Genomic DNA, 12,307 nt, shown 5'->3' on the forward strand with positions numbered 1-12,307 from the left:
GGCCGCTCGGAGGGCGCGGCACACCTGCGCCTGTGGCGCGGCAGCACCCGCTGCGAAGAGCAGATCGTCGCCGGCAGCCTGCGCCCGCCGGCCACAGCGCCCCGGGGCCCGGGCCGGCGCTGCACCGTGCGGCTCAACAGCCTGGTCTCGTTCAGCCTCTCGGCCGACGACGCGGGCTGTTTCGGCGACTGGGTGTTCGAAGCCCTGGTGCCCGCCTGCAAGGTGCTGTTCTTCCGCGGCCAGCTGCCCGGCCACTGGCTGCATGGCGAGCAGGAGGTGCTGGCCCTGGGTGGCGACTACGACGTGGTGGCGCGGTATGACTGAGGCCCGCCCCCACCACCCCGCGCCGGGAACCCCCGCCGGCGCCCTGTTCGACCGCGCGCTGGGCGCCTACCTGGGCCTGGCCATCGGCGACGCGCTGGGCGCCACGGTGGAATTCATGCGCCCGCGCGAGATCCAGGCCTGCCACGGCGTGCACCGCGATATCGTCGGCGGCGGCTGGCTGCGCCTGGCGCGCGGCCAGGTGACCGACGACACCACCCTGAGCCTGGCCCTGGGCGACGCCCTGCTGCGTGGCGGCGCGGCCGGCATCGCCCGCCTGGGCACGCATGGCGACCACACCCTGGTGCACACCATCGGCCAGGGCTTTGCCGACTGGCTGCGCGCCCGCCCGGTCGACTGCGGCCACACCTGCCGCCGCGGCATCCTGCGCTTTCTGCACGAAGGAAGCCTGCAAGGCCCGCCCAACGCGGGCGACGGCGGCAACGGCGCGCTCATGCGCAACCTGCCCGTGGCCCTGGCCACCCTGGGCGACGACGCGGCCTTCCTGCGCGTGTCGCTGGCGCAGGCACGCCTCACGCACCACCACCCGCTGTCCGACGCCGCCGTGATCGGCGTGGGCCACTTGCTGCGCGCGGCGCTGGCGGGCGAAGCACCCGCCGCCTGGCACCAGCGTCTGCGCGACTGGGTGACCACCGTTCCCGCCTTCCGCTTCACCCCCTACCCGGGCCGCGCCACCGCCTACGTCGTGGACACGGTGCAGACCGTGCTGCATTTCGCCAGCGCGCACGACGACTTCGAGACCGCGCTGATCGCCACCGTCAACCAGGGCGACGACGCCGACACCACCGGCGCCCTCGTCGGCATGCTGGCCGGCGCCCGCTGCGGCGCCGCGCGCCTGCCCGCGCGCTGGCTGCACCGCCTGCAGCCGGCCACCGTGCGCGCCATCACCGACCAGACCAGCGGCCTGCTCGCCCTGGCCGACCAGCTCGTCACACCCACCCCCGCCTGACCCGGAGTCCCCCCCATGGCCCACATCGTCTTCTACGAAAAACCCGGCTGCGGCGGCAACGCCCGCCAGCGCGCCGCGCTGGAAGCCGCCGGCCACACGCTGGAACGACGCAACCTGCTGACCGCGCCCTGGACGCGCGAAGCCCTGCTGGCGTTTCTGGCGCCGCTGCCGGTGACCGACTGGTTCAACCGCTCGGCACCGCGCGTCAAAAGTGGCGAGGTGCTGCCCGAAGCGCTGGACGCCGACACCGCCCTGGCCCTGCTGATCGCCGAGCCGCTGCTCATCCGCCGCCCGCTGATGCAGTGCCGTGACGACGGCAGCCGGCTCGCCGGCTTCGACCCCGCCGCCGTGCACGCCTGGGTCGGCCTGGCCAGCCCGGTGCCGCCCGCGTCGCTCGACACCTGTCCCTCGGCCCGCCACCGCTGCCCCACGGCCGACACCCCCACCGAAGGAGCCGCCCATGCCCCTGTTTGACTACCACTGCACCGCCTGCCACGCCGACTTCGAGCGGCTGGTGCGCAGCGGCACCACGCCCACCTGCCCGCACTGCGGCAGCACCGCACTGGACAAAACCGTCTCGCGCATCGCGCCCGCCGGCAAGATCGAAGCCATCCGCCTGGCCCACCGGCGCGCCGCCGACGCCGCCGGCATGTTCAGCAACTACAGCCCGTCCGAGCGCGCGCGCCTGCTCAAGGGCAAATCGGTGTAGTGGGCCCCACCGATCTCCTGAGCTGGCTCGAAAGCCCCGACGGCGCGCCCCTGCTGGCGGCGTTCCAGCGGCGCCCGATCCGGCGCGGCCAGGCGATCAGCCGACAGACACGAACGCCACGCAGCCCCAGACCGGCCGCACCACAGCCCCAGCCACCCGCCCCCATGCCCGCCACCGCCGCCCCCAGTGACCGCTACCGCAGCTTCAAAGGCATCGATGTCGAAGGCCAGTGCCAGCGCATGATGGCGCGCATCGGCAGCCACACCGACGGTCTGGACGATCCGTTCTGGCGCTACTTCTTCCAGCGCCGCGCCGCCACCCGGGGCATGCGCTGCGACGACCTCCTGCTGCTGGCCAGCTTCGTCAACCCGATCCGCGAGCTGTTCGAAGACCAGGGCGACGACACCGGCCTGGCCTGGCTCGACCAGCTCGAAAACGAGTGCTTCTGACCCCACCGCCCAGGCCCGCTGGCGGGGCATGCCTCTTGCATCGGCAGGGCACCCCCCTTTCACGAAACCCCGACCAGTGAACGCACCGTCCGACACAGGGCCCGAAGCCTTTTTCCGCGAACAGCGCGCCGCCTTCACCCACACCCTCGCCAGCCAGGGCACCGAAGCGACGCTGCTGCAGGCCTGGGACAGCTTCGACGGCAATGTCGCGATCCAGTGCGAAGGCCAGCCCCCGGTCGACTGCGCCAAAGGCTGCGCCAGTTGTTGCGCCCTGCGCGTGACCGCGCTCGCCCCCGAAGTGTTCGTGCTGGCCGACTGCCTGCGCGCCACCGCGCCCGCCCTGCAGCGCCACGGCATCGACCTGATCGGTGCCGTGCACGAAGCCGACGCCGCCACCCGCGGCCTGGACGAGACCGCCCGCGTCGCCGCCCGCCGCCGCTGCGCCTTCGTCGTCAAAGGTGTGTGCCTCATCCACCGCGCGCGGCCCCTGGCCTGCCGCGGCCATGCCTCACACGACCGGCGCGCCTGTGCCGACGCCGCCGCCGGCCGCGTGGATCAAGTGCCCTTCTCCGGCCCGCACCGCACGGTCCGCCTGGTGCTGCAGGCCGCCCTGCAGGCCGCCCTGCGCGACCAGGGCAAAGCCTGGGGCGCCTACGAACTCAACCACGCCCTGGTGCTGGCGCTGGACCGTCCCGACGCACAGGCCGCTTGGTCGCGAGGAGAAGACCCGCTGGTGGATGCGGCGGCGGATCTGGAGTTGCGCGAGGCGATGGCGGCGGGGTTTGATGAGATGCGGCATTGACGGTGACTTCTGCCGACGGCCCCTTTTGATCAGTTCAACGCATTGCGTTGAAGGACTGTTCTGCAGCGGTTGCAGACTTCCGACGCGCACGCATCCGTGGGCGGCACCCGGCCAGGAGCGGTCTTAGCTTAGACAGCGAAGCAGTCGTTCAACGTTGCGCATCACCTGCCACGGAAGCGCGCATGGCCCGCTGTACTCGGTGAGATGGATGCGTTTGTTGGGCTTCATTTTGATTATTGCCCTATAGCCGCATTGCTCGGATAGCCGCAATCTTTTCTGGAATTAGGAAGGTGTGCTCGCCCAATCCATGTGTAAATCGCTCAATCTCATCAAGCATTGAGCTCGTAAAGTCATTGTGTCGGTAACGCAATAGTCCATTGAAAAGCATAAGCACATTGCTGAGGCCAAAGACCTTTGTTTCTCCAATAGGGAGATCGCGTTTTGCTTTCTCGAGCGCTGGACTCAGGAAGCCGGTCTTCCAAAGCACACACACAATAAAATACGAAATAGATAGGTATCCTTTCCCAGCTTCTAATCTATCAAGCAGCGCCTTCACGAATCTCTCACGCTCGTCGTCGGATTCATATGATTCGTAAACTCGAATCAGCGTTTCGAGATTGTCAGAACTAAGAGAAGCAGCATCAGGATCCTGCGCTATCAATTGATTTGCGGGAGAATCAGGTGTCCACGAGTCACTGCCTACCCCTCTCAGAGCTTTACTGCGATAGACAATATGGATGCTACCTAAGCCGCCAGTTCTCCTTCCACAGACTTGATAGCGGCGGATTTCAGCCTTTAGAACCGACGCGACCTGTTGCTCGATGGAGTCAGTAATCGCGTAAAGGTGCTCCTCTGGTTCCTTTGGGGTGAGGTCTTGCTTTGGTGCGTCGGATCGAAACACAAGGCGTTTTACGGAGTGACAATTTCCGAACTGATCGAAGAACCTAATCTGACGCGGACTGAATGCCTCTGCAGTAGAAGCAACTGGGGGATATACCCAGAAATCAAAACTCAAGTTTCGCGTTTCGTGTGGCTCAATATCGTACATGCCATACATATTCTCATGCAACACGCGAGATACCATTACCATGCCAGCTACCCGTTTGCGTCCAAGAATGCCGTATCGCAGTTCAACCCGAGGAATGCGAACTGGAACGGTGGCAATGTTAGTAACCAACATTCTTCCAACCACTTGCATAACTGGTTCATCGCCCCTTTTTCCCATATGCCACCAGCAATTTCCTTCCGGCAACTCACAAAGCTGCAGGGTGACTGTTGGAACGACGAAACCTTCGCTGTTCTTTCGTTTCTGCCATTCGTCAAAAACCCAGAAGAGGAACTTGACTGTACCGGCTATCGCACCACCAAGAGCGACGAGTACGCCGATCCATGCGCCTATAGTTACGGGATCAATCACGTTAAAGCGCCTTCTTGGCTTTGCTATTCACTTGTAAGCCTAACGCCCTAGTTAACCGGCGCCGGAGTACGATGTGCGGAGGGTACCAATACAGGCAATGAGAATGCCGAAGGCCTGCCCGTATTGGCGTCTGTGTTGAACGACCAGTTAGCCCACTTACTTTTTGCACTGCCATACATACACACTTCCCTTTACGGTAGCTCCCACAGTTGCATGGGCCACCGTTACAAGTTCGGTCTTTAGTCTGCGATTCCATCCATTGAAAGTTGTTTGTGGAACACGATCGCCGAAGTCTGGGAAATGAGTATTCAAATCGGCGTTTGTTAGCGTACCTTCGTGGTTTGCAAGAACGCGGGAGAAGAGATTTGAAAAAGCTACGCGTTGCTGTTCTTGCTGTGGTGCTTGCGGGTGTGGGGTATCGAACAGCGCCGTTAAAGCAGCTGTGGTACCACCCAGAACAACAAAATTGGCGCATAGATTGTTGGTGGCGGAGAACGCCACGCGTACCGCATCTTCGACTATGGCTTGTCGGGTGGCTGCAACAGCAATGCTCTCTCCAGGCCACTTGAGCTCAATTGCGCCGTACCAGCCTTGCGCTCCAGCCCTTCTTCCAAGAACGGCAATGTCCAGTCGCTTTTTCGTATTCGTGGGCCAGTTTGTTGGTCGTGCGGCAGTATCCGGCACAAACGCGCGTTGGGCGCTAATCATGCGAACCAGTTCAACGCGAGCGGCATCTTCTCCCACCTGATGCTCTAAGTTTTGCGCTGCTAGTTGTTGAAACCATCCGCCAAGACCTGCGGCAATCCGTTCGGCAAATTCTGTGCGTGTCATATGTTCTTTTTAGGCAAGTTAGAGGTCAGGCCCCCGTTCGTTGTGCGGGTATAAGTAAAACACGAAACTCCGCACCCGCCCACACCGAGTGACCGCTTCGCCTTGGATCCTCGTATGACCGCTCCGGGTCGAAAGCTGCCGGCCGAAGGTCGGCGCCCGAAGGACCGCATTCAGCCTTGACCCGCCCTTGAATTCCCTGCAGTGATCGGCTGCCCCGCCCGACAACTCGCTTCGTTGCAACCCTATGACCCGAACACCCGCCCGCGCTCAGCCATGTGCCCCGCAATGGTTGTGGTCTCTTCCGCCGCAACGCCGGCCTCCCGCGCGAATTCGCTCCAGCGTCGCGCTGCGCACGTCTGCGCGGGTGATGCCGACGAACCGGCCGTTGACCGACATCTGATGTTCTCGCACCCATTCGCTGTCGGGCCTGTAGGCGTGTGTGATGTCGTGGGCGCGCGCCAGCTCCCACCGGCCGCCCTCGCGCAGCAGGAACAAGAAGTTCTTGGTGTGGTCGTCGTTGTTGACGGCGAGCACGTTGAAGACCCTGCGCCGCAGGATTTGCGCCAGCGCGGCGCGATCCAGCTGCAGCGCCCAGGCGCTGGCCGGGTTGCTTTATCAGGGCGCAGACGGACCGCGCGGTAGCGCTGGCACGTTGTTTGCCCCAGGCCATAACGCAGGGCCCGTTCACGGGCCGTGTGGTGGGCTTTGTCCCGTTCGTGTCGGGTTTGTCGTTGTTTCGACAACCCCATAACGACCGAACCCGACAAGCCCTGTGGACCGGGCCCCTGCCCGGCCGGCCTCCAGGAGTGTTCCGATGCCCATTGCCACCCGACTGCGCACCCAGCGCCCGACCCGAGCCGACTGCCCGGTGCGCTGGCGCCACGACATCCCCTGGTCGCAAGACCTGCCCGACCACATGGCCCACGCGGTGGTGGCGCCGGTGCGTTTTGACGTGCTGCCGGCGCCCGACACCACGGCCGACCGCATCCAGGGCTACGACGCGCAGCACGCGCCCTGCTACCGCGCCTACCGGTACGTGCGCACCGAACTGCGCAGCGACGACGACGAGTCCTACTACGTCGCACCGGTCTACGCCGAAACGCTGGAAGCCTGGCGCCTCACCGACCAGCGCTGGCTGGTGCTGCACACGCGCGTCGACGACTACGACGCCGGCCGCGCGCGCCACCACCTGAGCGTGCAGGCGGGGATGCCGCGATGACCCGGCCGCTCCCGCCCACGCGGCCGCCCCGGTCAGGCAGGCACGCCCACCACCACCTGGCCCGCCTTGAACATGGCGACCACCGGCACTCCGGCGGCCAGGGCGAGGTCGGCCACCGCGTCGTTGGTGACCACGGCCGACAGCACGGCCCCGCCCGGCAGGGCAACCTTGACCTGGCTGTTGACGGCACCGCCGACCACGGCGGCCACCGTGCCCTTGAGCTGGTTGCGGGCGCTGAAACGCCACGGCGACTCGCCGGCCACCAGCGTCACCGACGGGGCCTTGATCACCGCCACCGCGGACACGCCGGCCTTGAGGCCCAGCGCCGCCACGCTGGCCGTGGTGACGGTGGCCACCAGGCGGTCGCCGCCGCTGATGGTGATTTCCACTTCGGCGTGGATGGGGCCTTCGACGACGGCCGAGACGGTACCGGGAAACACGTTGCGGGCGCTGATGCTCATGGCTGGATTCCTGTTGAAAGACGGAAAGACACACCCCTTTGCCGGGGACCAGGCGCCATGGTGCGCCGGGGCGTTGCGCAAAGGCAACCGCAACGCCGGTGCGAAGGGTCGGCATGAACACATCGGCCCCCAAACTCACCGGCCGCCTGCTCATCGACACGTCGATGGGCAGCTTCCTTGGCGAGCGCCGCATCCACCTGCTCGAAGCCATCGAGCGGCACGGCTCGATCCTGCAGGCCGCCCGCGCGGTGCCCATGTCCTACAAGACGGCGTGGGAAGCGGTGGACGACATGAACAACCTGGCGCCGCAGCCGCTGGTGCGGCGGACCACCGGCGGCCGCCACGGCGGGGGCACCGAGCTGACGGCGTTCGCGCGGCGGCTGATCGCCTTCTACCGCGCGCTGGAAGCCGAGGCCCAGCGCACGCTGGACCGCCTGGCCCGCAACCTGGACCACGCCGGCGTGGCCGACGCGGCCGATTTCCGCCAGACCCTGCGAAGGATGAGCATGAAGACCAGCGCCCGCAACCAGTTCGCCGGCCCGGTGATCGCCCTGACCGAAGGCCCGGTCGACGTCGAGGTGCGCATCGGCCTGGCGCCCGGCCTGGAGCTGACGGCCATCGTCACCCGCGAATCGGCCGAAGGCCTGGGGCTCGCGCCGGGGCAGGACGTGATGGCCTTCGTCAAGGCCTCGTCGATCATGCTGATCGCCGACGACCCTTGCCGTGTTTCGGCGCGCAACCGGTTTCGCGGCCAGGTCGTGGCCGTGCAGCGCGGCCCGGTCAATGCCGAAGTGGCCATCGGCCTGCCCGGCGACCAGCACGTGCTGACCGCCGTGGTCACCGACCAGAGCGTGCAGCGCCTGGGCCTGGCCGAGGGCGTGGCGGTCACGGCCGTGTTCAAGGCGTCCAGTGTGTTCCTCGTCGCACTCGACTGAGCCCCGGCGGCACGGTTCTGGCATGCCGCCCCGTATCTGCCCACTTGCCGCCCCACCCGCCATGAAGATCGCCATCGCCACCCGCCCCGACGGGGCCACCGTCGCCGGCCACGCCGGCCAGTGCCGCCACTGGCGGGTCTACACCTGCATCCCCGGCCAGCCCGTGCCGCCGCCCGAGACGGTGACGCTGGACACGGCGCAGTTGCCCCACCATTTCCGCGACGACGGGCCGCACCCGCTGCACGGCGTGGCGCTGATGATCGCGGGCAGCGCCGGCGACGGCTTTCTGCGCCACATGGCCGGCTGGGGCACCGAGGTGCTGCTCACCGGCGAGAGCGACCCGCAGACCGCCCTGCACAAGGTGCTGGCCGGCGAAGCCCTGCCCGACACGCGCTTCGACGTGACCACCACGCTGTGCAAACTGCGCGACCTGTTCTCGCGCCACTGAGCGTGGCCGGGCGGCGCGCGCCGGGCGGGAAGCCGATCAGGCGAAGCTCGGGATCTCGACCGTGACCGGCTGGTCGCCCAGCACGGCGCGGCAGGCCAGGCGCGACTTGGCCCCGACACCGACGATCGCGTCCAGGCGTTCGTTTTCCTCGCGCGTGGTTTTCGACAGGCTCTTGCGCCCTTCGGTCACGAACACATGGCAGGCGTCGGTGCAGCCCGCGCCACCGTCGCAGGCGTGCGTGAGCACGCCGGCACGGCGCAGGGCCTCCAGCAGCGTGAGGCCGCTCTCGGCGTCAAACACCCGGTCTCCGGGTTGCACGGTGAGGGCGATCGTGGGGATGGTGATGTCGCTCATGGTGGTGGTGGTGGTGGTGGTGTTGTGATGGGGGAGAGGGTGCCCAGGGAAAGCCCGGCGGCCGGACCGCCGGGCCGGAGCGGGTCAGGCCGGCGCCAGCGCCTGCGTCAGCCCGTCGGCAAACGCCGCCAGCGACAGGGGCAGGCGGGCGATGCCCTGCTCTTCCAGGAAGCGCGCTTCCATGCGCGTGGGCGCATCGGGCAGCACCGCCCAGTGGGTGTCGCTGGAGCGCTTCATGATCTGGCGCGCGAAGCTGCGCGTGAGCTGGTCGTCGAAGCGGCAGCCCAGGAACAGGAAATGCCGGCCCTTGCGGCGCTCCTGCACCACGGCCGGAATCGGCGTCTGGATGTCGATTTCCGTCAGCACCTCCACGTGGTCGCTGTCCGACACCAGGTAGTTGCCCGCCGGGCTGCGCCCGCCCAGCGGCCGGTACAGCAGCGGCACGGCGTCGGCCAGGGGCGCGTCGGTCGGCTGGTCGTCGGCGTCGTAGCTGGCGGTCCATTGGCCGAAATGTTCGGATTGCGACAACCCCTGCACCTGCCGCCAGCCGCCCTGGGGGCGTGCCTGCCGCAGCGCGGCCAGCAGCGTGTCGTCGTACCAGGTGTCCACCCACAGCGGCGCGGCGCTCGCCGCCAGCGCCCGGTGCAGCGGCGACGGTTCGGGCACGGCGGCGAAGGCGCCGTCCATGATCTGCACCACCGACTTGCGGTGCTTGAAGTTTTCGATGTACTGCGCGGCCTGCGTCAGCCGCTGGCGGATCTTGTGCGGCACGCTGACCTTGGCGGTCATCACCGCCACCAGGGCCTGCGGCGTGGCCGGCACCGGATCGCCCGCGCACAGCGCGAGCATGCCGGGGCCCAGGTAGGGGATGACGCGGCCCGCGTCGAGTTGGCGGGCGATGTCGGCGATCAGGTCGGACATGGTGTTTCTTTCAAAGGTAAATCGCCGCCCCGGCGCCGACGTTGGTGGCGGTGTCCTTGAGCGTCTTGACGATGTACTGGATCTGCGCCGGGTCCAGCCCCGTGTGCAGCGGCAGCGCCAGCGCGCGGTCGCCGATGCGGTCGGTGTCGGGCAGTGCGCCGCGCTGGCGGCCGGTGCCGTCGTGGGCGTTCATGTAGAAAAACTGCTGGTGCAGCGGGTGGCTGTAGGCGGCGGATTCGATGCCGCAGGCGCGCAGGTCGTCGATCATCTGGGTGCGCGCGCTGCGCGTGAAGCGCTTGCCCAGGTGCACCACGTACAGCATCCAGTGCACCTCGTCCACGTCTTCGGCCAGGTACGGTGGCTTGATGCCTTCAAAGCTCTGCATCTGCTGGTGGTACCAGGTCTCCACCTGCTTGCGCTGCGCCAGCCGCTCGTCCAGCCCGGCCAGTTGCGCCAGGCCAAGCGCGGCCGTCAGCTCGCTCATGCCCGCCTGCAACGGCACGCGCGCGCCTACCGACACCGAAGACCGGTCGGCCAGGCGGCGCTGGCGCAGGTAACGCAGCTCCACCGCCAGCGCGTCGTCGTCGGTCAGCAGCATGCCGCCTTCGCCGGTGCACAGCGCCGAAGGCGCGGAGAAGTCGAGCACCGACACGTCGCCGAAGGTGCCGACCATCCGGCCCAGGTAGCGCGAGCCCAGCGCTTCGGTGCTGTCTTCCATCAGCCGCAGACCGTGCGCGTCGGCCAGTTCGCGCAGTGCTTTCCAGGCGGCCGGGTGGCCATTGGTGTTGCCGGCCAGGATGGCGCGCGTGGCCGGGGTAATGCGCTGCGCCGCCTTCTCGGGCGACAGGCAGCCGCTCCAGTAGTTGATGTCGGCAAACACGGGCGTGGCCCCGGCCAGCGTGATCGCCTGCGCCACCTGGTGCCAGGTGTGCGAGGCGCAGATCACCTCGTCGCCCGGACCGATGCCCAGGGCGCGCAGCGCGATCCAGGTGCCCAGCGTGCCGCTGCCCACGGCCACCGCGTGCTTGCGCCCGACCCAGGCGGCCAGCACCTGCTCGAACGATTCGCGCATCGGGCCGTCGCTCCAGCGCCCCGAAGCCAGCACGGCCTCCAGCAGCGGTTGCGCGTCGGCGCCGCCGTCGGGCTCGCACAGGGCAATGGTGTCCATGTTCATGGGGGTTCTTTCCAGAAAGTGATTGACCTCAACGGGGCCGATGGGTGCTGGATGCCCGCCTGCGCGGGCATGACGGCAGTTGGGCAACGGCATCGCGGTCCCGAATGCCGGACGCCACCCCGTCACCCCCGCGAACGCGGGGGTCCAGACGCCACGCGGCACAACCACTGGATGCCCGCCTGCGCGGGCATGACGATCCATGGCCGGTCTTCCTGCCGTTGAGTCTGCTGGATGCCCGCCTGCGCGGGCATGACGCCAGTTGGGCAACCGCATCGCGGTCCCGAATGCCGGACGCCGCCCCGTCACCCCCGCGAACGCGGGGGTCCAGACGCCACGCGGCACAACCACTGGATGCCCGCCTGCGCGGGCATGACGATCCATGGCCGGTCTTCCTGCCGTTGAGCCTGCTGGATGCCCGCCTGCGCGGGCATGACGGCAGTTGGGCAACCGCATCGCGGTCCCGAATGCCGGACGCCGCCCCGTCACCCCCGCGAACGCGGGGGTCCAGGCGCCACGCGGCACAGCCACCAGATGCCCGCAGGGATGGGCATGACACACCAGTGAACCAATGGCACGGACCGATGGCGCTGACATGGCGGCGACGGCGGAAGCCCATGGTGTGCCGCTCAGTGCTGTGTGAGGATCAACGCCGTGGCCTCTTCGGGGCGCTGCGTCACGTGCCAGCAGTGCCCGTCCGACGCCGCCAGGTAGACGCTGCGGTGCCCCAGTTGCAGCGCGGGCTGTTCGCTGCGCATGTCGCTGGCGTCCACCGTCAGGGCGCGGATCTGGGGAAAGCGCGAGCGCCAGATCGCGACCGCGTCGCGCAGGCTGGGCGCCCAGCCCACCACTTCGCGCGCCGCCTGCAGTTGTTCGGTGCTGAGACTCATGGCGTCACTCCGCTTCGGCGATCTTGCGCGCCTCGACCGTGATGGGCAGCGGCGTGTCGGCCGCCATGGCGGGCAGGTCGAGCTGCCAGCCGTTGCCCAGCGTGACCAGGCCGCCCCACATCGCCGGGTTGGCCATCGCGACGATGGGTTCCTCCAGGTCTTTTTTCGGCACGTAGGCGCTGAGCGCTCCCTTGTTGTCGCGGCGAATCATCACTTTCATCGGTCGGCTCCTGGTGGGTCGGTCAAAAACGGGTCAGGCGCTCAGCGCCTCGGGCGCGAGCAGGGGTTGCAGCAGCGGCGGCAGGCCGGCGAGCACGGCGCGCACCTCGTCGGCGGTGGTGGTGCGGCCCAGCGACAGGCGCACCGCGCCCAGCGCTTCGTCGGCCGGCACGCCCATGGCGCGCAGCAC

The 12,307-nt window shown here is 67.8% G+C and carries 18 protein-coding genes; 9 read left to right on the forward strand and 9 right to left on the reverse strand.

Translation table 11 applies throughout. From position 1 onward, the window contains the following. The 6 genes from QQK43_RS21200 to QQK43_RS21225 all read left to right on the forward strand — a co-directional run. A partial coding sequence (locus tag QQK43_RS21200; RefSeq protein ID WP_284309360.1) for an NAD(+)--dinitrogen-reductase ADP-D-ribosyltransferase occupies positions 1 to 324 on the forward strand: 324 nt, incomplete at its 5' end. Further along, positions 317 to 1,291: an ADP-ribosyl-[dinitrogen reductase] hydrolase gene (gene draG, locus QQK43_RS21205; RefSeq protein WP_284309361.1), complete on the forward strand. Its 975-nt coding sequence runs from the start codon at positions 317 to 319 to the stop codon at positions 1,289 to 1,291. The genes QQK43_RS21200 and draG, both read left to right, overlap by 8 nt. Positions 1,292 to 1,306: 15 nt before the next feature. Then, positions 1,307 to 1,765, forward strand: a complete 459-nt coding sequence (locus tag QQK43_RS21210) for a thioredoxin domain-containing protein (protein WP_284309362.1) — start codon at positions 1,307 to 1,309, stop codon at positions 1,763 to 1,765. Continuing rightward, a complete protein-coding gene (locus QQK43_RS21215; RefSeq protein ID WP_284309363.1) occupies positions 1,752 to 2,000 on the forward strand; it encodes an FmdB family zinc ribbon protein in 249 nt (82 codons plus the stop codon). The genes QQK43_RS21210 and QQK43_RS21215 overlap by 14 nt, the downstream gene beginning before the upstream one ends. Next, the gene (cowN, locus tag QQK43_RS21220; protein WP_284309364.1) at positions 2,000 to 2,449 is read left to right on the forward strand and encodes a N(2)-fixation sustaining protein CowN; all 450 of its coding nucleotides are present in this window, start codon (positions 2,000 to 2,002) and stop codon (positions 2,447 to 2,449) included. The genes QQK43_RS21215 and cowN overlap by 1 nt, the downstream gene beginning before the upstream one ends. A gap of 76 nt (positions 2,450 to 2,525) precedes the next feature. Further along, a complete protein-coding gene (locus QQK43_RS21225) occupies positions 2,526 to 3,251 on the forward strand; it encodes a YkgJ family cysteine cluster protein (protein ID WP_284309365.1) in 726 nt (241 codons plus the stop codon). Between the two features lie 241 nt (positions 3,252 to 3,492). On the opposite strand, the gene QQK43_RS21230 is transcribed toward QQK43_RS21225, so the two are convergent. The 3 genes from QQK43_RS21230 to QQK43_RS21240 form a co-directional block, all read right to left on the reverse strand. Beyond that, positions 3,493 to 4,668 carry a hypothetical protein gene (locus QQK43_RS21230; RefSeq protein WP_284309366.1) on the reverse strand — a complete coding sequence of 392 codons (1,176 nt, stop codon included), beginning with the start codon at positions 4,666 to 4,668 and terminating at the stop codon, positions 3,493 to 3,495. A gap of 156 nt (positions 4,669 to 4,824) precedes the next feature. Continuing rightward, complete coding sequence (locus QQK43_RS21235; protein WP_284309367.1) at positions 4,825 to 5,499, reverse strand: hypothetical protein; 675 nt, start codon at positions 5,497 to 5,499, stop codon at positions 4,825 to 4,827. Between the two features lie 267 nt (positions 5,500 to 5,766). After that, entirely contained in the window at positions 5,767 to 6,087 is a 321-nt protein-coding gene (locus tag QQK43_RS21240; protein WP_348533547.1) for a HipA domain-containing protein, read from the reverse strand. A 226-nt stretch (positions 6,088 to 6,313) separates the two neighbouring features. Between QQK43_RS21240 and QQK43_RS21245 the strand changes: the two genes are divergently transcribed. Continuing rightward, on the forward strand, positions 6,314 to 6,718 hold the full coding sequence (locus QQK43_RS21245) for a hypothetical protein (RefSeq protein WP_284309368.1): 405 nt from the start codon (positions 6,314 to 6,316) through the stop codon (positions 6,716 to 6,718). 32 nt (positions 6,719 to 6,750) lie between these two features. Here the strand turns inward: QQK43_RS21245 and QQK43_RS21250 are convergent, their stop codons facing one another. Further along, positions 6,751 to 7,179: a TOBE domain-containing protein gene (locus QQK43_RS21250; RefSeq protein WP_234267302.1), complete on the reverse strand. Its 429-nt coding sequence runs from the start codon at positions 7,177 to 7,179 to the stop codon at positions 6,751 to 6,753. A gap of 113 nt (positions 7,180 to 7,292) precedes the next feature. Here QQK43_RS21250 and QQK43_RS21255 point away from each other — a divergent pair, with 113 nt between their 5' ends. Then, positions 7,293 to 8,114: a TOBE domain-containing protein gene (locus QQK43_RS21255; protein ID WP_284309369.1), complete on the forward strand. Its 822-nt coding sequence runs from the start codon at positions 7,293 to 7,295 to the stop codon at positions 8,112 to 8,114. Between the two features lie 61 nt (positions 8,115 to 8,175). After that, the gene (locus tag QQK43_RS21260; protein ID WP_284309370.1) at positions 8,176 to 8,562 is read left to right on the forward strand and encodes a NifB/NifX family molybdenum-iron cluster-binding protein; all 387 of its coding nucleotides are present in this window, start codon (positions 8,176 to 8,178) and stop codon (positions 8,560 to 8,562) included. A gap of 36 nt (positions 8,563 to 8,598) precedes the next feature. On the opposite strand, the gene QQK43_RS21265 is transcribed toward QQK43_RS21260, so the two are convergent. The 5 genes from QQK43_RS21265 to nifT form a co-directional block, all read right to left on the reverse strand. Continuing rightward, complete coding sequence (locus tag QQK43_RS21265) at positions 8,599 to 8,916, reverse strand: 2Fe-2S iron-sulfur cluster-binding protein (protein ID WP_284309371.1); 318 nt, start codon at positions 8,914 to 8,916, stop codon at positions 8,599 to 8,601. Between the two features lie 84 nt (positions 8,917 to 9,000). Further along, complete coding sequence (locus QQK43_RS21270) at positions 9,001 to 9,837, reverse strand: SIR2 family NAD-dependent protein deacylase (RefSeq protein WP_284309372.1); 837 nt, start codon at positions 9,835 to 9,837, stop codon at positions 9,001 to 9,003. Positions 9,838 to 9,847: 10 nt separating this feature from the next. After that, a complete protein-coding gene (locus tag QQK43_RS21275) occupies positions 9,848 to 11,011 on the reverse strand; it encodes a DegT/DnrJ/EryC1/StrS family aminotransferase (protein ID WP_284309373.1) in 1,164 nt (387 codons plus the stop codon). 626 nt (positions 11,012 to 11,637) lie between these two features. Beyond that, a complete protein-coding gene (locus tag QQK43_RS21280; protein WP_234267296.1) occupies positions 11,638 to 11,898 on the reverse strand; it encodes a hypothetical protein in 261 nt (86 codons plus the stop codon). 4 nt (positions 11,899 to 11,902) lie between these two features. Continuing rightward, the gene (gene nifT / locus QQK43_RS21285) at positions 11,903 to 12,118 is read right to left on the reverse strand and encodes a putative nitrogen fixation protein NifT (RefSeq protein WP_234267295.1); all 216 of its coding nucleotides are present in this window, start codon (positions 12,116 to 12,118) and stop codon (positions 11,903 to 11,905) included. Positions 12,119 to 12,307: the final 189 nt, after the last annotated feature.

This window comes from Hydrogenophaga electricum, assembly GCF_030160815.1.
GTDB classification, from domain to species: domain Bacteria; phylum Pseudomonadota; class Gammaproteobacteria; order Burkholderiales; family Burkholderiaceae_C; genus Hydrogenophaga; species Hydrogenophaga electricum.

Bases quoted from the DNA above. Each gene is read 5' to 3' on its own strand.
- QQK43_RS21210 (WP_284309362.1), top strand. From the start codon at position 1,307: ATGGCCCACATCGTCTTCTACGAAAAACCCGGCTGCGGCGGCAACGCC.
- QQK43_RS21270 (WP_284309372.1), bottom strand. From the start codon at position 9,837: ATGTCCGACCTGATCGCCGACATCGCCCGCCAACTCGACGCGGGCCGC.
- QQK43_RS21275 (WP_284309373.1), bottom strand. From the start codon at position 11,011: ATGAACATGGACACCATTGCCCTGTGCGAGCCCGACGGCGGCGCCGAC.
- QQK43_RS21260 (WP_284309370.1), top strand. From the start codon at position 8,176: ATGAAGATCGCCATCGCCACCCGCCCCGACGGGGCCACCGTCGCCGGC.
- nifT (WP_234267295.1), bottom strand. From the start codon at position 12,118: ATGAAAGTGATGATTCGCCGCGACAACAAGGGAGCGCTCAGCGCCTAC.
- QQK43_RS21265 (WP_284309371.1), bottom strand. From the start codon at position 8,916: ATGAGCGACATCACCATCCCCACGATCGCCCTCACCGTGCAACCCGGA.
- QQK43_RS21280 (WP_234267296.1), bottom strand. From the start codon at position 11,898: ATGAGTCTCAGCACCGAACAACTGCAGGCGGCGCGCGAAGTGGTGGGC.
- QQK43_RS21235 (WP_284309367.1), bottom strand. From the start codon at position 5,499: ATGACACGCACAGAATTTGCCGAACGGATTGCCGCAGGTCTTGGCGGA.
- draG (WP_284309361.1), top strand. From the start codon at position 317: ATGACTGAGGCCCGCCCCCACCACCCCGCGCCGGGAACCCCCGCCGGC.
- QQK43_RS21215 (WP_284309363.1), top strand. From the start codon at position 1,752: ATGCCCCTGTTTGACTACCACTGCACCGCCTGCCACGCCGACTTCGAG.
- QQK43_RS21250 (WP_234267302.1), bottom strand. From the start codon at position 7,179: ATGAGCATCAGCGCCCGCAACGTGTTTCCCGGTACCGTCTCGGCCGTC.
- QQK43_RS21255 (WP_284309369.1), top strand. From the start codon at position 7,293: ATGAACACATCGGCCCCCAAACTCACCGGCCGCCTGCTCATCGACACG.
- QQK43_RS21245 (WP_284309368.1), top strand. From the start codon at position 6,314: ATGCCCATTGCCACCCGACTGCGCACCCAGCGCCCGACCCGAGCCGAC.